This is a genomic window from Parasutterella sp. St.1A3, from assembly GCF_059728705.1.
This window is the reverse complement of the sequence record NZ_BAAGFK010000001.1, coordinates 932,296-950,254: the sequence shown is the minus strand read 5'-3', so window position 1 is coordinate 950,254 and position 17,959 is coordinate 932,296. Positions and strand designations below refer to the sequence as shown.

Annotated in this window: 15 protein-coding genes; 8 read left to right on the top strand and 7 right to left on the bottom strand. The window is 49.6% G+C overall.

Features of this window, described 5'->3' with window-relative positions:
• Window positions 1–555: 555 nt before the first annotated feature.
• Both pgsA and uvrC read right to left on the bottom strand, forming a co-directional pair.
• Window positions 556–1,152 (bottom strand): CDP-diacylglycerol--glycerol-3-phosphate 3-phosphatidyltransferase, encoded by a 597-nt coding sequence (gene pgsA / locus AC6I1F_RS04495; protein ID WP_160335151.1) that lies wholly within the window; start codon window positions 1,150–1,152, stop codon window positions 556–558.
• Complete coding sequence (gene uvrC, locus AC6I1F_RS04490; protein WP_160335150.1) at window positions 1,136–3,037, bottom strand: excinuclease ABC subunit UvrC; 1,902 nt, start codon at window positions 3,035–3,037, stop codon at window positions 1,136–1,138. Before uvrC ends, pgsA begins: the two co-directional genes overlap by 17 nt.
• Before the next feature lie 133 nt (window positions 3,038–3,170).
• On the opposite strand from uvrC, the gene earP reads away from it, so the two are divergent.
• From earP to AC6I1F_RS04470, 4 genes are all read left to right on the top strand, one after another.
• Entirely contained in the window at window positions 3,171–4,310 is a 1,140-nt protein-coding gene (gene earP / locus AC6I1F_RS04485; protein WP_290432852.1) for an elongation factor P maturation arginine rhamnosyltransferase EarP, read from the top strand.
• Between the two features lie 74 nt (window positions 4,311–4,384).
• Window positions 4,385–4,942, top strand: coding sequence for an elongation factor P (gene efp, locus AC6I1F_RS04480; RefSeq protein ID WP_160335149.1), 558 nt, complete (start codon window positions 4,385–4,387; stop codon window positions 4,940–4,942).
• A 122-nt stretch (window positions 4,943–5,064) separates the two neighbouring features.
• Window positions 5,065–6,639 (top strand): Na+/H+ antiporter NhaC family protein, encoded by a 1,575-nt coding sequence (locus AC6I1F_RS04475; protein ID WP_160335148.1) that lies wholly within the window; start codon window positions 5,065–5,067, stop codon window positions 6,637–6,639.
• Between the two features lie 93 nt (window positions 6,640–6,732).
• Window positions 6,733–7,170: a hypothetical protein gene (locus AC6I1F_RS04470; RefSeq protein ID WP_289185296.1), complete on the top strand. Its 438-nt coding sequence runs from the start codon at window positions 6,733–6,735 to the stop codon at window positions 7,168–7,170.
• 11 nt (window positions 7,171–7,181) lie between these two features.
• On the opposite strand, the gene AC6I1F_RS04465 is transcribed toward AC6I1F_RS04470, so the two are convergent.
• The 4 genes from AC6I1F_RS04465 to AC6I1F_RS04450 all read right to left on the bottom strand — a co-directional run bounded on the left by AC6I1F_RS04465 (window position 7,182) and on the right by AC6I1F_RS04450 (window position 10,999).
• Window positions 7,182–7,793, bottom strand: coding sequence for a thermonuclease family protein (locus AC6I1F_RS04465; protein WP_251451156.1), 612 nt, complete (start codon window positions 7,791–7,793; stop codon window positions 7,182–7,184).
• 135 nt (window positions 7,794–7,928) lie between these two features.
• Complete coding sequence (locus tag AC6I1F_RS04460) at window positions 7,929–8,702, bottom strand: anaerobic ribonucleoside-triphosphate reductase activating protein (protein ID WP_290164609.1); 774 nt, start codon at window positions 8,700–8,702, stop codon at window positions 7,929–7,931.
• A 66-nt stretch (window positions 8,703–8,768) separates the two neighbouring features.
• A complete protein-coding gene (gene nrdD / locus AC6I1F_RS04455) occupies window positions 8,769–8,948 on the bottom strand; it encodes an anaerobic ribonucleoside-triphosphate reductase (protein ID WP_251451158.1) in 180 nt (59 codons plus the stop codon).
• A gap of 35 nt (window positions 8,949–8,983) precedes the next feature.
• On the bottom strand, window positions 8,984–10,999 hold the full coding sequence (locus tag AC6I1F_RS04450; protein WP_160335143.1) for a ribonucleoside triphosphate reductase: 2,016 nt from the start codon (window positions 10,997–10,999) through the stop codon (window positions 8,984–8,986).
• A 1,256-nt stretch (window positions 11,000–12,255) separates the two neighbouring features.
• On the opposite strand from AC6I1F_RS04450, the gene AC6I1F_RS04445 reads away from it, so the two are divergent.
• The 4 genes from AC6I1F_RS04445 (at window position 12,256) to AC6I1F_RS04430 (ending at window position 17,158) form a co-directional block, all read left to right on the top strand.
• Entirely contained in the window at window positions 12,256–13,077 is an 822-nt protein-coding gene (locus AC6I1F_RS04445; RefSeq protein ID WP_160335142.1) for a hypothetical protein, read from the top strand.
• A 107-nt stretch (window positions 13,078–13,184) separates the two neighbouring features.
• Window positions 13,185–13,475, top strand: coding sequence for an addiction module antidote protein (locus AC6I1F_RS04440; protein ID WP_160335141.1), 291 nt, complete (start codon window positions 13,185–13,187; stop codon window positions 13,473–13,475).
• Between the two features lie 2 nt (window positions 13,476–13,477).
• Window positions 13,478–15,325, top strand: coding sequence for an AMP-dependent synthetase/ligase (locus AC6I1F_RS04435; protein WP_160335140.1), 1,848 nt, complete (start codon window positions 13,478–13,480; stop codon window positions 15,323–15,325).
• Window positions 15,326–17,158 carry an AMP-dependent synthetase/ligase gene (locus tag AC6I1F_RS04430; protein WP_160335139.1) on the top strand — a complete coding sequence of 611 codons (1,833 nt, stop codon included), beginning with the start codon at window positions 15,326–15,328 and terminating at the stop codon, window positions 17,156–17,158.
• 105 nt (window positions 17,159–17,263) lie between these two features.
• Here the strand turns inward: AC6I1F_RS04430 and cysE are convergent, their stop codons facing one another.
• On the bottom strand, window positions 17,264–17,953 hold the full coding sequence (cysE, locus tag AC6I1F_RS04425; RefSeq protein WP_497801611.1) for a serine O-acetyltransferase: 690 nt from the start codon (window positions 17,951–17,953) through the stop codon (window positions 17,264–17,266).
• Window positions 17,954–17,959: the final 6 nt, after the last annotated feature.

Sequence of the window (17,959 nt, the reverse complement as noted above, 5' to 3'; positions counted from 1 at the left end):
ATTCAATCTTCTAAACCCGCTTAAACCTTCAGCGCCCGCTCTTATCGGTCGTCGATAAATTTTTAAAGAACTTTGTTTTCGCTGTCGTGTTGATCAGCGAGGATGCGAATTATGAAGATGATTTTTTGGGTTGTCAAATCTTCAAGCGAAAAAAATTTTCTTTTCAGATCGGGTATATTTAATTTATTACAGATAATCAAATAGTTATATCAGTTGTATACTTTTATTTCAGTCTTATTTTCTTTACGAACTCTCCATTAAATCCGCTTTTTTATTTTTTCGGACATTCAACCGGCGTTTGAGTAACCGCAGCTATTCAAGATTGCTCTTAGAACTTAATAGCATCACCCTAATAAAAACTGCATATATTCATAAGGTTATTTATTTTTATTACTGTTATCCAAACCTTAATATTTCTTCCGAGTTGCTTGGTGACCGCAAAGTCTTTCCCTTCCTGTCTATTTTCAAAAAGCGATATAAATCGCTTGTAAAAAGAAAAACCTCCGAATCATTTCAGCGACCGGAGGTTCTTTTGTCTAGGCTGCAGACAGCGGCTTAATTTTTCGGCTCATTGCCAAAAAACGGAGCTGCGGCCTTCAGATAAACGAACATCGAATAAAGCGTGAGAACCGTTGCGATGTAAATCAGCACTGTGCCGATAAAGTAAATATCAACTCCTGCGATGTCATCGAAATATAAAAGCATCGGAATTGAGACCATTTGGGCAATCGCTTTGATCTTGCCAAACCAGTTGACCTTGACTTTGCCCGATTCTCCGACGCGCGCCATCCACTCGCGGAGCGCTGAAACAGTAATTTCGCGGCCAATAATCACCAGGGCGACCAGCATGTCTACTCGCCCGAAGTTCAGCAAAACAATCAGCGCCGCGCTCACCATCAGTTTGTCTGCGACCGGATCCAAGAATGCGCCCAGCTGCGTTCCCATCCCGTATTTACGGGCAATATAGCCGTCAAGTGCGTCAGTAATGGCTGCGACGATAAAAAATATGCAGCCGATGAGATTTTGATGCTGAATAGATAAAATCGTTGTCGGAACCATAAACACGCCGACAATCAGCGGAATAAGCGCGATTCTGGTCCAGGTAAGGACCATCGGAATGTTGATTCTGACTTTTTTAGGAGATGTGTTCATGAAGCTGAGCGTAAATTTGAGTTGCAATAGTTCGGGAGATGCCTTCCACAGATGCAATGTCTTCTATCGAAGCATTTGAAAGCACTTTCAAACTTCCAAACCGCTCCAACAGCTTCTGCCTTCTCTTTGGCCCGACGCCTTCCAAATCCTCGATTCTAGAATAATTTCTCACCTTTGCACGTTTTGCACGCATACCTGTGATCGCGAAACGGTGTGCCTCATCGCGAATCTGTGCAATAAGCATTAGGGCTGCGGACTCCGGTCCGAGCTTTAACGGCTCTCGATCCGGATCGGGAAAAACCAGTTCCTCCAGACCGACTTTGCGGCCTTCGCCTTTGGCAACGCCGACAATCACACTCTTGTCTAAGCCCAACTCGTCAAACACTTCACAGGCCATTTTGACTTGCCCTCGACCGCCGTCAACCAGCACAATCGTCGGAAGCTGAGCCTCTCCGTTGGCCACCCTCTGATAGCGGCGTGTCAGGACCTGCCTCATAGCTGCATAGTCGTCCCCGGCTTTTACATCATGAATATTGAAGCGGCGATACTGCGAACTGTCCATCTTATTGTTGGCAAACACTACGCAGGAGGCCTGTGTCGCCTCTCCGGACGTATGACTGATGTCAAAACACTCCACACGGAAGTCTCCATAATCGGATTCCGGAATATTCAGATCAAGCTCCCGCACCAGAGCGTCAATCCGTCTCTTCTGACTGCCCTCTTGGACTAATCTCCGTACCACAGCCATTCTCGCATTCTTAACCGCAAGTTCGAGCCATTTTCTGCGGACATTCTGCGGCTTGCGAACCACTGTAACTTTTCTTCCGGCTAAAGCCGCAAGTTCTGCTTCGATGGCTTCGTTCTTCTCCTCGAGATTGACAATAATGACCGGAGGAACTTCCATGTGTGAATAGTGCTGCACGATGAAAGCCTCCAGAATTTCTTCTCTGGAAGGAAGTTCCGTCTTTCCGTTAAGCGACGGGAAAGACGCTTTGTCTCCGAGATGCCGGCCTCCGCGAACCATCGCAAGATTGACGCAGACCTCCCCTTCCGAAATCACGACCGCAATGATGTCCGCGTTCGAATCCGGAGAAGCCTCCATGGACTGCTGATGGACAACCGACGAAATGGCCGCGAGATGATCCCGCATGACAGCGGCTTTCTCAAACTCAAGCTTTTCGGAGTACTCGTTCATACGGCGCCTGAGATCGTTCTGCACCTTTTCAGAATCTCCGCTGAGAAATTCTTTAGCAATCTGCACAGAGTGCGCGTAGTCCTGAGGCGAAATCTCTCTTGTGCAGCCGCCGCTGCAGCGGCCGATCTGATACAAAAGGCACGGACGAGAGCGGTTCTTAAAGACAGAATCCTCACAGGTTCTCAGCTGGAAAATCTTCTGCAGAAGAACCATCGTGTCCTTCGCTGCATTCGCATTCGGGTACGGACCGAAATAGGAATTCTTTTTATCCAGCATCCCCCGATAATACGAAAGCCTCGGATATTCCTGAGCACTGAGCTTCAAATACGGATAACTCTTGTCATCCCTAAATAAAATGTTGAAGCGCGGATCCTGTGTCTTGATCAGATTCGATTCGAGAATTAACGCTTCCGCCTCGCTATTGACCACGGTAATCTGCGCGTCGGCAATCAGGCTGACCATAACAGCCGTGCGGGGAGCCAAAGTCTTCTGAAAGTAACTCGACACGCGCTTCTTTAAATCTCGTGCTTTACCGACATACAAAAGATTGCCGGCTGCGTCAAAATACCGATAAACACCGGGAAGATGCGGAAGGGTTTTTAAAAAGGAAGCCGAGTCAAACTTTTTCGGCGTCTCATTTGTAGAAATGCCCTCTGCCGCCTGTTCTGACTTCTCGTTCTGCTGCTCCATAGTTCGGTCTCGTTTGATATGTCTGAGAATTATAGACAGCCTGTGTCAGCAGCCGTCTTTAATTACAAAGAGTTACCCGATATATGCACTCTGAAGCGCCGACCTCATTCTTCGCTCCGCGTCAAAAAATCCGATGAACGTCCTTACAATGCCTGTATTCAATTTTTTTTTTAAACCCATGCTGAATATTGATCTTTTCTGCGACGTCATTGATAACTTCGGCGATGCGGGCGTCTGCTGGCGCTTAGCTCGTCTTCTGACAAAAGAAAAAGGGGGCCGCGTCCGACTCTTTATCAATCGCCCTGAAACACTGCAGGCTCTTGCCCCAAACCTAAACAGCTCAAATCTTCCTCAGACACTCGGCAATATTGCCGTCATGCACTGGGATGAATGTCTGAAGTGCACCCCGGGAGACGTCGTGATCGAAACGTTCGGCTGCCGGCTGCCCGATGAATTCGAAAAGAAAATCGCGGCAAAAAGCCCTCAGCCGCTATGGATCAACCTGGAATACCTCTCGGCCGAAGATTGGGTGGAAGGATGCCACTGTCTGCCTTCGCCTCATCCGTCTCTTTCTGTGCAGAAGTACTTCTTCTTCCCGGGCGTCACGAAAAAAACCGGCGGCATTATGATTGAAAATGATCTTCTCACCGCTCAGAATGCCTTTGAGCAGCATCGCAGTGAATTCCTTCAAAATCTCGGGCTGCAGCAATCCGTATTCACGGTATTCGTTTTCTGTTATCCGGAGGCGCCGCTTGAGCATTTTTATGAAGCGCTCAGCAAAGACGCGCGTGAAGTCAATGTCCTGATACCTAAAAGCGCGGCAGCGGATAAGTGGCTGAAACTTTGCGAAGACAATCTCTCTGAAACCATACATACCAGAGTCCTTCCGATGGTCCTGCAGGAAAATTTCGATCAGCTGCTCTGGTGCGCCGACAGTCTGATTATCCGAGGAGAAGACTCCTTTGTGAGAGCCCAGCTCGCGGCTAAGCCGTTTATATGGAATATCTATCCTCAGACGGAATCCACACATATCAAGAAATTGAAAGCATTTGCTTCAAGACTGACATCGAGCTACGGTGAGCTTCAGCCCCTGTGGCTTGAGATGAATATTGCGTGGAACGAAAGACCTGAGGAGATTCCAAGACTGTGGCCTCAATGGAGAAACAGTACTGAAGAACTTTCAATATGCTCACAGTCTTGGAGAAATGATCTCCTCGCAATTGGATCTCTTAGTGAAAATCTGTGCAAATTTATTGAATTAAAGCTAAAATAGTCAGCTTGAAAAAAATTTTGTTCGCCCCTGTTTGCATCGGCGAGAACGTTAACTTTTAATCTAGTGAAAGAATTATGAAGACAGCACAAGAACTTCGCGTCGGCAACGTCGTGATGATTAACAACAATCCGATGGTTGTTTTGAAGTCCGAATACAGCAAGGGCGGCCGCGGTGCCTCCACCGTTAAGCTCAAAATGAAGAACCTTCTCTCTAACGGCGGTACAGAAACTGTTTATCGCGCTGATGACCGTTTCGAAGACATCATCCTCGATAAGAAGGAAGTTTCTTATTCCTACTTCGGTGATCCTCTGTATGTTTGGATGGACGAAGAATACAACCAGTACGAAGTTGAAGCAGAAGTCATGGAAGACGTCCTCAAGTATCTTGAAGACGGCATGAAGGCTGAAGTCGTTCTTTACAACGGCCGCGCCATCTCCATCGAACTGCCGACAATCCTCGTTCGCGAAGTTGTTTATACAGAACCCGCAGTTAAGGGTGACACTTCCGGCAAGGTCATGAAGCCCGCTAAGCTCGCCACCGGCCACATCATCCAGGTTCCGGCTTTCGTGAACACCGGCGACAAGATTGAAATCGATACAAGAACAGACGAATACCGCAGCCGCGTTATGTAATTTGTTCTGATCGTACGATCAGCAGGCCTCCGCAGTGCGGAGGCTTTTCTTTCTCTTGAATATCAGGGCCGGAGCTGGGCTAAAATTATTAACTTGTCTCTATAACTTCTCAAAAAATACTAATGGAACCTTTTGCCGCAGGCTGGCTCTCCATATTGCCGCCAATTATCGCGATTATTCTGGCTCTGATCACTAAGGAAGTGTTTTCTTCCCTTCTGATCGGCATTTTCTCGGGGGCCTGCATTTATACGTTCGGTTCGGGCGTTCCCGATCCCCTCATCAAAATGCTGGATGTCACCTTTTCCCTCATGGGCGAAAAAGTCGATTTCCAGATCCTGCTTTTCTGTACGCTCCTCGGTGCGCTTGTCTATGTTCTCAACATGTCGGGCGGCACTAAGAAATACGGAGAAATCGCACGCAAAAAGATTAAAAGCAGAGAAACCTCCGTACTCTCAACGTGCGCCCTGAGTTTCTTTATTTTTATCGATGACTACTTCAACTGCTTGACAGTCGGCACCGTCATGAAGCCGCTCACCGATTCCTATAAGGTCTCGAGAGAAAAGCTCGCCTACATCATTGACTCAACCGCCGCGCCGATGTGCATTATCGCTCCGGTCTCATCCTGGGCGGCCGCCGTCGGAAGCTCTTTGAAATCAACCGGTGCTTTCCAAAGCGATTTCCAGGCATTTGTCTCCACGATCCCATACAACTTCTACGCGATCTTCTGCCTGCTGCTCGTGATCTACCTCTGCTGGACCAACAGAGATTTCGGCCCGATGAAGCTCGCAGAAGAAAACGCGCTCTCCAAAAACGTGGCCGAAGAGCAGAAGGTAAATATCGACCGCAGCAAACATGCCCAAAGCGAAAAAGGCACGATTTGGGATATGCTGGTTCCTCTTATTGCGCTTGTCGTTTTTGCCGTACTCGCTTTCCTTTATGACGGCGGCTACTGGGGCAAAGATCCGCAGTACCACACTATGATCGCAGCGCTCGGCAACTGCACCGCTTCCAAAGCGCTGGTCTGGGCCTCTTTCGGCGCGCTTGCCGTCGCTTTCTTAATGTACATCCCGCGTCGTGTGGTTACGTTCCATGACTTCATGGAAGGCACAATCGAAGGCATGAAGCTCATGCTGCCCGCAAACGTGATCCTCGTTCTTGCCTGGACACTCTCGGGTGTCTGCCGCGATCTGCTCCTCACTCAGAATTTCGTACAGGCTTTCGTTGCCGGCGGCTCCGGTTTCGATATCTTCCTGCCTGCTGCGATCTTCTTAATCGCTGCCTTCCTTAGCTTCTCCACCGGAACCGCTTGGGGCACTTTCGGCATTCTGATTCCGATCGCGGTTCCCGTCGCTGCCGCTGTCGATCCCTCGCTCACGATCGTCTGCCTCTCCGCTACGCTGGCAGGTTCCGTTTTCGGCGACCACTGCTCTCCAATCTCCGATACGACGATTCTGTCAAGTGCGGGAAGCGGCTGCAGTCATATTTCACACGTCACAACGCAGCTGCCCTACGCGTGGTTCATTGCCTGCTGCTGTTTCGTCGGCTACATTGTTGCAGGCTTTACAAAGGGAAGCTGGGTCCTCAGTTTCGGCGCAACGGCCGCATGCTTTGTCCTCTTCCTCGCCTTTATGTGGAAGCGAAGCTTTAATGTCAAAGCCTACGCAGCGCAAATTCACAGCGATGTCAGAGTAAGCTGATTACCTGCTCTAAGTAAACGCCCGCAAGGGCGTTTACTTTTTATATAAACCGATCCGCTACAATGGTCGGAAAGATAAATTTAATGAGAAGAAATGAGCAAACAGCCTGTAAAAGGAAGACCGATTGATTTTTCCGACAAAAGGTCAGAACCGTTCACATCGTATCGTCTGAAAGAAAAATGCCGAGTGCTGATCTTTAGCTATCTGAAGGATGAAAAAGCTCAGCAGATCATTGCTAACCTTGAGTATCTCGGAAGCAGAAAACTCGATGAAATCCACGAACACGAGACTGGCATGGGTACCTCGTTCTTCTCAACAGAAGTCGAAAAGATGTGGGTGAAACCGGAAATTCGCCTGCCGCTTCCGGAAGTTTCAGAGGTGCTCGCAGAGGTCGCCGTCAAGACCGGACAAGGATTTGATCTTCCGATTTTTGCGGCCTCGCCTAACGGAGCCGGTTTCGTTGCCGTACTTCTCTCCCCGGATTGCTTTGAACTCAATCCGGAAGGACCGGAAACCTGTCGGATTCAATAGAAAAGTACGGACTAATTCGCTCTCGGGTGAGCTCGGCGCCACTCCCAGGGTCGTTCGGGATTAGGATCCTGCCAAAGACCGAGCTTCTCTCTTCTCGCCGCAGATTCCGCATCTCGGTACGCCATCCGATCAGAACTCATCATATCCTTCACATACGGCGTATAAACCCAAGCATATCCGTCTCTAACCTGGGCATAGTTCAGATCGTTCCCATCGGTCATAAGCTTGCCGACCAAGCGTCCGTACTGATCTTTCTCGCGGTAAGCAACTTCTGCTTTAAATCCGTTCATTTTCAGCATGCGGTAGAGGTTGTCGCGGCTTTTGTTTCCATAAGGCATCTTGCCCTCCGGAGCGTCTATGCCAAGCAGTCTCACACGCTCTTCGCGCCCGTTGGAAGTCTTGATGTAAACCGTATCGCCATCCGGAACACGCGTCACGGTCGCGTGAATTAACTTAAAGCCTTCCTTATCGACTTGCTGAACCTGCTCACCCGGGCGATTCAGCTCGATCGTCTGAGTCTCTCCCGGACCATACACGCCTTTGATGAGAGCGACGACAACCGCAAAAACACCAACAGCGAGATAAACACTGCGCTTAAAGTTGTCCGGCTTGAATTTCTGCATGGTTCCTCTCCGATGCGTTGATACTGTTTAACGTGATACTCGGCTCAGTTTAACGAAAACAAAAAAAATACCGACACGAACAGGACTGTTTTTGAGCTTCTTCCTGCCAAGTGCCGGTATGTGTTTTGTTCAAAGCTACGGACGCCTGAGAATAAATTCGGGATAAAGCGCCTTCAGCTCATCCAGAGCCTGCGGATTCGGATAGTGCGTGCCGACGCGCTCCAACACTTCCTCTTCGGGAAGCTCTCTCGGCTGGCGATAAATCTGAAGCGCAAATGTGCGCACGCCGGCCTCCTTCAATTCCTTCACAAGTTTGACGATCTGTGCTTCACTGAGATAATCAGGATGCGCTGTCGTGCGTGTCTCCAGAGCGACTCCGGAAGCAAGCAACAGGGAAAGTGATTTTCTGACTTTCTGCGCCGATCCTTTTCTTCCGACAACTCTGTCATAGGTCTCTTCTTCGGACAGAGGCGCTTTGATGTCAAGGCCGACCCAGTCCAAATACGGGAGAATCTCTGCTAGGCGCGCCGGATATATCCCACCGGTGTGCAGTCCGACTTTATAGCCGAGTGCTTTGACCCTCTTCACCGCGTCAGAGAGCGCGGGATCAACACAGGGCTCTCCCCCGCTGAACACAAAACCGTCAATCAGCCCTTTTCGGCGCGAAAGAAACCGCTCAATGTAAGCCCAGCTCACCTGATCGGTCTCTGCGTCCGGCCGACGACTTTGAAGTTCTTTGTTCTGACAGTAGACGCAACGCCAGGGACAGCCCTGAATAAATGCGACAGCCGCCAGGCTTCCGGGAAAATCAATCGTTGTGAAGCGGACCAGTCCGCCGACGACTAACGCTTCAGCCGGTTTGCTGCTGACTTCCTCAATTTCGATGATTTCCCTCTTTTTTTCTGACATCTTCTGGCCTTTAAAAAAGCCTCCGATCATGCGGAGGCTTCGTACTGAACGACAAGTGGTTAAGGATTACTTACCACAGCCGCACTTGCTTTCAACAAAGTACTTGCGTTCGGCGAATTCGCCCTGCTTGCCAATGTTGAAGGAAGATGTAGGACGGTGATAACCCATCACGCGTGTCCAGATTTCGCATTTTGTGCGTTCTTCGTCTTTCAGTGTGATTTCCTGTTCTTTTGCTTTTTCATCCATTTTGCTGCTCCTGTCAAAGTCAATAAATCTGTGTATTAAGAGGCCTGGGCCATTTCCTGCTTCTTCTTTGCGATCAGTTCGGCGTCGCACTTCGGACAGAACTCATGGTTGCCCGGGATATAGCCGTGTTTCGGACATACCGAGAAGGTCGGCGTAATCGTAATGTACGGAAGACGGAAATTCGTCAGCGCGCGGCGAACGATATCGCTGCAGAGCTCGGGACTCGAAATCGCTTCGTTCATGTAAAGGTGAAGCACCGTACCACCAGTGTACTTCTTCTGCAAATCTTCCTGCATTTCGAGCGCTTCGAACGGATCGTCCGTGTAGCTTACCGGCAGCTGAGAGCTGTTGGTATAGTAGGGATGATCCGGCGTGCCTGCCTGAAGGATCTTGGGGAAGCGCTTCTTGTCTTCCTTGGCAAAACGATAAGTCGTGCCCTCGGCCGGTGTTGCTTCAAGATTATACATATGGCCGGTTTCTTCCTGGAACATGACCATCTTTTCACGGATATGGTCAAGTACACGCGCTGCAAAATCGTGACCCGCTTCCGTTGTGATGTCTTCCTTATCCTGTGTGAAGTTGCGGATCATTTCATTCATACCGTTGACACCGATCGTCGAGAAATGATTGCGCAGCGTTCCGAGATAACGTCTTGTATACGGGAAGAGCCCCTGATCCATGTGTCTCTGAATAACCTTGCGCTTGATTTCAAGGCTGTTGCGGGCTAAGTCAAGAAGAAAATCAAGACGCTTGAAAAGACCTTCTTCGTCCTGCGCGAACACGTAACCTAAACGAGCGCAGTTAATCGTGACAACTCCGAGAGAGCCGGTCTGTTCGGCTGAACCGAATAAGCCGTTGCCGCGTTTAAGAAGTTCGCGGAGGTCAAGCTGCAGACGGCAGCACATGGAACGAATCATATTCGGCTTCAGTTCCGAATTGATGAAGTTCTGGAAGTACGGAAGACCGTAGCGGGCCGTCATACTGAAAAGCAGACGCGCGTTGGGGCTGTCCCAATCAAAATCCGGCGTCATGTTGTAAGTCGGGATCGGGAATGTGAACACGCGGCCCTTTGCGTCGCCTTCAAGCATCACTTCAATGTAGGCGCGGTTGATCATCGCCATTTCTTCCTGAAGTTCACCGTATGTGAAGTCGGCTTCTTCTCCGCCGATGAGAGGGTGCTGTTCTCTCAAATCTTCCGGGCAGACCCAGTCGAATGTGAGATTGGTAAACGGCGTCTGTGTGCCCCAGCGGCTCGGAACGTTCAGGTTGTAAATGAGTTCCTGAATGCACTGACGAACTTCCTTGTAGCTCAGGTTGTCCACACGGACGAACGGAGCAAGATACGTGTCAAAGGAGCTGAACGCCTGAGCTCCGGCCCATTCGTTCTGCATTGTGCCGAGGAAGTTGACGATCTGGCCGATCGCACTGGTCAAATGCTTCGGAGCGCCCGCTTCCACTTTACCGGGAACACCGTTAAGACCTTCGTTGAGCAGTGTCTTTAGCGACCAGCCGGCACAGTAGCCGGAAAGCATGTCCAAATCATGAATATGAATATCAGCTTCACGATGCGCCTGACCGACTTCTTTCGGATAAACGTAACTGAGCCAATAGTTGGCAACAACCTTACCGGAAACGTTCAGAATCAGACCGCCCAGAGAATAGCCCTGATTGGCGTTCGCATTGACGCGCCAGTCAAGCTGCTGCAGATATTCGTTCATGGAGCTTTCCACATCAACGAGACTGCGGCGGGCGTCGCGGGCTTTTGCACGCTGTTCGCGGTAAACAATATAAGCACGCAGCGTCTTACGGTAACCCGTATCAAAAAGTGCGTTTTCCACCGCGTCCTGAATCTGCTCAATGGTCGGTGTTGTGTACTGTTTGAGCCTTTCCATCACTTCAACATGCGTGATCCGGTTGGCAGTGGCGTCATCAAATTCACCGGTCGCAGCGCCGGCTTTAGCCAGGGCCGCGGAAATCTTATTCATGTCAAAGTCTTTTACGGTACCGTCACGCTTGATTACGTGAAGCGGCATCACTATAGATAGGCTCATTAATCACTCCGTTTGGAAAATTCTGGTTCAAAGTTGATGGCCTCGATACTACTATGCAAACTTTGAATATACAAACGGCCTCGCTCATTATGAACACAATCAATTGTAGGTTAGCAAATCATTGCAACTAAATAAAGGGTTATTTGAGAACCGCTAAGGATTGTGGGTGCGTCATCTCAATTTTTTTCCGTCATTTCATACGGATAACTTTTAGCAATCGGAGTTTGATCAGCTCAGACAAAACACAAGATGTTGAAGGCAAGATATTCGGACTGAATTCAGCAGACCCAGATTCATTGTCCTGACAGATTAAAAATTTAGGCTAGAGAGCATAAAAACTAACAAATAAAGTTCTTTTATAAAAACATGAAGTTATCGGTATGCACGAAGAATCCGTCTTTTAAGAGAAACAAATCTAAAAAAGAGAGTATGTTTTTTAATTATTGTTTTTTAGATATACGCTTAAATTTTTCATTAGATTTATATTTTATTGGTGTCAAATTAAATTAAATTCACTTCTTTACAGATAAGGAATAGTCCTAATTAGGGATAGTTCTAATGAGATTTTTATCAAATAGCTGCCCGGTGAACTGTTCTCCAGTTCAAAGGACCGCAAAAAGGTCCCTTTAGTGAACCGCTGCTGGATGAATTTATAACATCCCGGACGCTTGGCGTTTCCAATGCAGCCTCGATGTTTCTTCTGCAATTGCGAGATCAAAATAACGAAGGCAAGAAAAAACCGCCTTGCCGGCGGTTTTTGGGTCTTAGACATACCATCCGGGACCAACCGGAGGTATCTCGCGTTAAATAGAGGAGAAACGCATTTAATAAGACAGTGCCAATAGAATACATAAAAAAAATTTCTTTTTGCAAAATGGAAACAAGAAAATTTAATAAGAAACAAGTTGTTAATCAAATTTCAATAATTTTAGATAAATAATTAATAAATATATCAAGATTTTTTCAATTTTATTTCATGATTGATTTCGTTAAATTGACACTATTTAGTTTTTCAAAAGTATTCAAATGGAATTTTCTAGTCACAAACCAGGCTAAAAAGGGTAAATTACTTTCTATACGAAGATTTCAAAATTCAACTTTTCAGCTGATTTGTTCGTAGCGTTTGAAAATCATACCGCTGCGCAGTTTTTCGTCTTTTGTTTTATTTTTTTGTATCTGTCCTCTTTGTTGCGCACAATCTATTTTTTGAATCGGTACAATGTATTCCCCGTTTAATTTTTACTTAGTTTTTTGCAATGCGCCTCACTACTCCGAATCGAACTTTGCCCGCGATTTGTCTCGCCGTATACGGCTGCGGACAGCTCGAACGCGTCGCTGAGTTCATCAGCGCCCTGCCTGCTGATTATCGTGAAGAAGGCGTTCGTTTTACTGCCGGTCAGATTGCCGGCCAGTATGCATTCGAACAGGTAAAACTTGACCGTAAAGGCTATGACACAAGAAGACTGCTGCGCTGTCTTTCTATTCTGAATAACGCCGGAGCCGTTTTCCCGACCGATGAGGCGCTCGCTCATGCCGATGATCTAATCAACAACTTCACCGCTGACTTCGGTCACGATGAAGACGGCGAGGCGACTTTCCGTATCAAAGCTCAGAGCTACCGTCTTAAAAAATATGACTGCCACGCTCTTTGGGCGCGTATCCGTCAGGCCGACCTTCTTGTGGATTCCGTGTCAAGAGAAAAACTCTTTGACGCGGAAGAATCCGACGATCTTTCCTTTATGGACGATTCGCTCGACTTCCGCCTGACCGCACATCTTGTCGACCCTCAGGGCGAAAAATTCGCCTCGGTGCAGCAGTACTTTACCGTCACCGACGGCCGCCTCTCCGTTGAAGATCTGATCGATTACGATTTCACCGACTATCCCAACTTTCATGACGAAAGCGGAAACACCTATCGCCTAATTGAACTTCTGACCGAAAAGTTCATCGATCGCTCCGTCGGCGCTGTCAAGAACTTCCTTGCCAGCCAGAACATGACGCCGCCCTCAGAAGTTCAGAAAAGAGAGACTATCCCTGAATACGTCTACTCTGTCAGCCCGTACAGCTTTAACCAGTAGATCATTGCGGCAAACCCGTATCTACGCTTCTACGCGAACTTCCGCTGCTTCTGTATCCTGTAGGCTACACTTCAGCCCTGATACTTGTGAAACAACGGGAAATAACCATGTCACAAATACAAGACTTCCCGGTGCGGGCGGAGTCGGCGGAAGCGAGAACGCTCAACGACATCCTTGACCGCACCCAGGACGATGCTGCGCAGATTATTCTCGCGCTCGGCGCTCTTGCCAAAAATTACGGCATGTCGCGTCTTGCCAGAGAAACCGGCCTTTCTCGAGAAAGCCTCTATAAGTCGCTCTCGGGAACGCGTTCACCGGAATTTGCGACTATTCTTAAAATTCTTTCTGCCTTAGACCTCGACCTTGTTGTCCGGGATAAGCCGATTTCTGCGAGATAACAATGACAATGTTTGACGACAGCCGGGAAAGAGCCGCTGAAATTAGAAAACTTTCCATTATTCCCGAACTCATTTCTCACCACCTCAGCATTCGGGGAGACGATCCCGCGCTGAGCGAATATGATGCCAAAAAACAGGAATGGGTCACGCTTTCTTTCAAAGAACTTTGGGAGCGCGCTCAGCTGTGGCACAAAGCCATTACCGCGAGCGGACTTAAAAAAGGCGACAAAGCGGCAATGCTGCTTCCCAACAGCATCGCTGCGGTCTGCTTTGACCAGGGCACACTCATCGGAGGACGCGTCCCGGTTCCGCTTCATATCATCGACACCGCCGCAAACTGCGCATATATTCTGAACGACTCAGAAACCAAACTTCTGGTTATCCTGAATCGAGCCCGCTGGCATGCCATCGAACAGGCCGGAATCGATCTGCCACACCTTAAAACCGTTGTCTTTATCGATGACGAAGGCGAAGGCATCAGCAGCAGCGGCGTCGAAACACTCGGGTTAAACGAGTGGCTCGCAAGGGGACAGGAAAGCACTCTCCCTTTCGAGGGCCCGACCGAAGAGGACCTTGCTGCTCTCGTCTACACGTCCGGCACGACCGGCAAACCCAAAGGCGTTATGCTGACGCATAAAAATATCATGAGCGACATATCCGCCCTGCTCTACAACCTTGCGCCGGTCGGCGGAGACGAGTGGCTCTCATTCCTGCCGCTTTCACACACGTTTGAGCGCACAACCTCTTACTACATTGGTCTCGGCATGGGAAATAAAGTGACGTTCAGCCGCGGCGTCACCCGAATCCTTGATGATTTAAAACATACTCGTCCCACTATCATGATGTCGGTCCCGCGTGTGTACGAAAAAGTCGCGGCCAAGATTAAAGAACGCCTGAAAACGAAGGGATCTGCCGCGCAGTTTGTTTTTAACAGCGCCGTCAATGCGGGCTACCGCCGTTTTGAGCGCCGCAACGGCTTAGCCGCTCACAATCCGTTTATCAATACGCTCGACGATCTGCTTGATCCCTTCTACAACAAAACCGTCCGCAATCAGATCAGAAATTCATTCGGCGGCAGACTGCGCGTCGCCGTCTCCGGAGGTGCGGCCCTAAGTACGGATGTCGCGCGCACACTGATCGGACTTGGCGTGGAAATCTATCAGGGCTACGGCATGACTGAAACTTCGCCGATCATTTCTGTCAATAAAATAGGCGCCAACCATCCGGATACGGTCGGACCAATCCTTCCCGGCATCGAAGCAAAAATCGGAGACAAAGACGAGCTTCTCGTCAGAGGTCCTCAAGTCATGAAGGGTTACTGGAAGCGACCGGAAGATACCGCTAAAACCATCAGTCCTGAGGGCTGGCTCTCAACCGGAGATCAGGCAGAAATCGGAGAAGGCCGATACCTGAAAATCAAAGGCCGAATTAAGGAAATTATCGTAACGTCGACCGGCGAAAAAGTTCCGCCCGTTGACATCGAACAGGCGATTGAAACTGACCCGCTGTTTGATCAGGCGATGATCTACGGCGACAATCGGCCGTTTATCTGCGCGCTGCTCGTAGTGAACCAAGATCAGTTTGCGGATTTTGTGAAGCAGCTCTCTTTGGACCCGAACGATCCGGACATCATGACCAACAGCACGGTGATACGCGCGGTCCTCAAACGTTTGAAATCTGACTGCCGACAGTTCCCTCAGTACGGCGTACCGCGTGCGGTTAAGCTCCTCTCTGAGCCGTGGACAATTGATAACGGCGCCCTGACTCCGACGCTCAAAATCAAACGCCGCGTTATCGTTGCGGATAATCAGACAGATATCGACAACCTTTATAAAAATTTTGGAAAATAAATGACAGCCGAAAATTCCATAGAACCCAGGGTGCTTCCCGACCTGCTCAGAAGAAACATCCGAATTCGTCCCGATAAAGTCGCTTACCGCGAATTTGACGCCAAAACCAACGCTTGGGTCACAATGACCTGGAAGGAGTTTGGAGACGGTGTGATGCGCTGGAGAAAAGCGCTTGCCGCTTCCGGCCTGAAGCAAGGCGATCATGCGGCTATACTGATGCCCAATTCCACCACCGCCGCGCTCGCTGATCTCTCGCTTCTGAGCTCGGGCCTGGTCCCGGTGCCGCTGCACGCGGTCGACACCCCGGCGTCAAGCGCATTCATTCTGAATAACTCGGAAGCAAAAATCCTTTTTGTCCCGCGCACGTTGCGCTGGAACGCGATGCTCAACGCCGAGCGCGACTACCCTAATCTGAAAGCGGTCATCACTTCCGGAGAAGATGCCGATACGGCTGATAAAGATTCTCCCGTTCCGGTCTATAACCTCTCTGATTGGCTTAACGCGGGCAGCGGCACTGAGATCGAAGACCCGTACATTGATTCCGAAAGTCTTGCCGCCATTGTGTACACATCCGGTACCACCGGCAAACCCAAAGGCGTCATGCTGACGCACGGCAACATATTTGCCAACACGATCGGCATTTCCAACGCACTCGATATGGGGCCGGATGATGTGTTCCTTTCTTTCCTGCCGTTCTCGCACACCTTCGAAAGAACCGTCACCATCTATAACGCGCTGAATCTTGGCGCAGAGGTCGGATTCGCCCGTTCCGTGCTCAAGCTGCCGGAAGATCTTCAGATCATTCGCCCCACGATCTTCGTTGCGGTTCCCCGAGTCTTTGAACAGTTCTACAACAAGATCAAACATTCGTTAAGAAACAAAGGCGGATTTACTGCTTCTCTTGCTGATCAGGCCGAGATTATCGGCTGGAGAAAGTTCTGCAAAGAAAACGATCTGGCCATTCCCTCTTCCTCCTACTCTTGGATGGACAAATTCCTAGCGCCCTACATCCTGCCCAAATTCAGCGAACAGATTCTCAAGCTCTTTGGCGGCCGCCTGAGAACCGCGGTCGCGGGCGGCGCCGCGCTGAATAACGCAATCGGCCACTTCTTCTGCGGCATGGGTATCGATATCAGACAGGGGTACGGTCTCACAGAAACCGCCCCTGTGATTTCCGTCAATCGTCAGGGCGCTAACAATCCGACAACCGTCGGAGAACCGCTTGAAAAAATCGAAGTACGCCTTGGTGATATGGATGAGCTTCAGGTGAGAGGACCCTCGGTCATGAAGGGTTACTGGAAACGTCCTGAAGCGACCACAGAGGCCTTTACCTCAGACGGTTGGTTCCGCACCGGAGATCAGGCAGAGCTCTCGGACGCCGGACGCATCCGAATCAAGGGCCGTATCAAGGAAATCATTGTGACTTCGACCGGAGAAAAAATCTCGCCGACTGACTTGGAGCTCGCTATACAGACAGACCCGCTCTTTGAACAGGTCATGGCCGTCGGTGAAGGCCGTCCCTTTATTACAGCTCTTGCTGTCGTAAACGAAAAAGAATGGGAACATTTTGCCGCAGAGCACGGTATTGATCCGAAGGACGACAGCGCAATGATGCGCCGAGACATTCGAATGGCCGCCCTGAAGCGCCTGAAGAAAGCCGCCGCGAATTTCCCGCAGTACGGAATTCCGCGAAATGTCCGCCTCCTTCGTGAGGGCTGGAATGTGGATAACGGCGCGCTGACAGTCACTATGAAGCTGCGCCGCCCCATCATTAAAGAGCGTCTTGCGGCGGAAATTGAAGAACTCTATACGGTTCCTCAAAACAAACCCTAAATTAACCCAACGGTGCGGTCCTGTCAGGCCACCCTAAAAATAACGGCAGCCTCGCGGACTGCCGTTATTTTTTTACTTCTCGTGTAATACAAAGACTTAATCGTCTTATTTTGCTGAGCTCTTTTCCAGCGCTTCTATTCTTGCCTGCTGTTCCGCAAGCTTTGCTTCCATTTGCTTGAGCTTCAGCACATACGGGTCTTCCTCATTGGCGACGATACCGTAGGCGGCAAGCCGAACCTGAGCTTTTGCATCTTCGACCGCTTTTTTCTCGGCGCTCTTTTTCTTATCGACAATTCGTGCCGGATTACCAACCGCGGTTGAATTAACCGGAAGCGGCCTAATCACCACAGCGTTGCTGCCGATACGGCAGTTATCGCCGACTTCGAAGCCGCCAAGCACTTTGGCGCCCGCGCCGATAATACAGTTGCGTCCGATCGTCGGATGACGCTTCGTCCCACTCTCAAGGGACGTACCGCCGAGGGTCACACTGTGATAAATCGTGCAGTCATCACCTACTTCAGCGGTCTCGCCGATCACGACGCCCATCCCGTGGTCGATCAGCACTCTGTCTCCGATCTTAGCTGCCGGATGAATCTCAATCCCGGTTAAAAACCGACTGACCTGCGAGAGCCAGCGGGCGCAGACGCGCCAATTCTTCTGCCACAGCCAATGAGAGACGCGATGCGCCATCACGGCATGAAGCCCCGGATAACACAGCAGTACTTCCCATTTGGAATGCGCCGCCGGGTCTCGTTCATAAATTGAGTCTACGTCTCCCTTGATTCTGCTGAACATGCTTTT

Excerpts from the sequence above, each read along its gene's own strand:
- pgsA (WP_160335151.1), bottom strand. The coding sequence starts at position 1,152 with ATGAACACATCTCCTAAAAAAGTCAGAATCAACATTCCGATGGTCCTT.
- uvrC (WP_160335150.1), bottom strand. The coding sequence starts at position 3,037 with ATGGAGCAGCAGAACGAGAAGTCAGAACAGGCGGCAGAGGGCATTTCT.
- earP (WP_290432852.1), top strand. The coding sequence starts at position 3,171 with ATGAACGTCCTTACAATGCCTGTATTCAATTTTTTTTTTAAACCCATG.
- efp (WP_160335149.1), top strand. The coding sequence starts at position 4,385 with ATGAAGACAGCACAAGAACTTCGCGTCGGCAACGTCGTGATGATTAAC.
- AC6I1F_RS04475 (WP_160335148.1), top strand. The coding sequence starts at position 5,065 with ATGGAACCTTTTGCCGCAGGCTGGCTCTCCATATTGCCGCCAATTATC.
- AC6I1F_RS04470 (WP_289185296.1), top strand. The coding sequence starts at position 6,733 with ATGAGCAAACAGCCTGTAAAAGGAAGACCGATTGATTTTTCCGACAAA.
- AC6I1F_RS04465 (WP_251451156.1), bottom strand. The coding sequence starts at position 7,793 with ATGCAGAAATTCAAGCCGGACAACTTTAAGCGCAGTGTTTATCTCGCT.
- AC6I1F_RS04460 (WP_290164609.1), bottom strand. The coding sequence starts at position 8,702 with ATGTCAGAAAAAAAGAGGGAAATCATCGAAATTGAGGAAGTCAGCAGC.
- nrdD (WP_251451158.1), bottom strand. The coding sequence starts at position 8,948 with ATGGATGAAAAAGCAAAAGAACAGGAAATCACACTGAAAGACGAAGAA.
- AC6I1F_RS04450 (WP_160335143.1), bottom strand. The coding sequence starts at position 10,999 with ATGAGCCTATCTATAGTGATGCCGCTTCACGTAATCAAGCGTGACGGT.
- AC6I1F_RS04445 (WP_160335142.1), top strand. The coding sequence starts at position 12,256 with ATGCGCCTCACTACTCCGAATCGAACTTTGCCCGCGATTTGTCTCGCC.
- AC6I1F_RS04440 (WP_160335141.1), top strand. The coding sequence starts at position 13,185 with ATGTCACAAATACAAGACTTCCCGGTGCGGGCGGAGTCGGCGGAAGCG.
- AC6I1F_RS04435 (WP_160335140.1), top strand. The coding sequence starts at position 13,478 with ATGACAATGTTTGACGACAGCCGGGAAAGAGCCGCTGAAATTAGAAAA.
- AC6I1F_RS04430 (WP_160335139.1), top strand. The coding sequence starts at position 15,326 with ATGACAGCCGAAAATTCCATAGAACCCAGGGTGCTTCCCGACCTGCTC.
- cysE (WP_497801611.1), bottom strand. The coding sequence starts at position 17,953 with ATGTTCAGCAGAATCAAGGGAGACGTAGACTCAATTTATGAACGAGAC.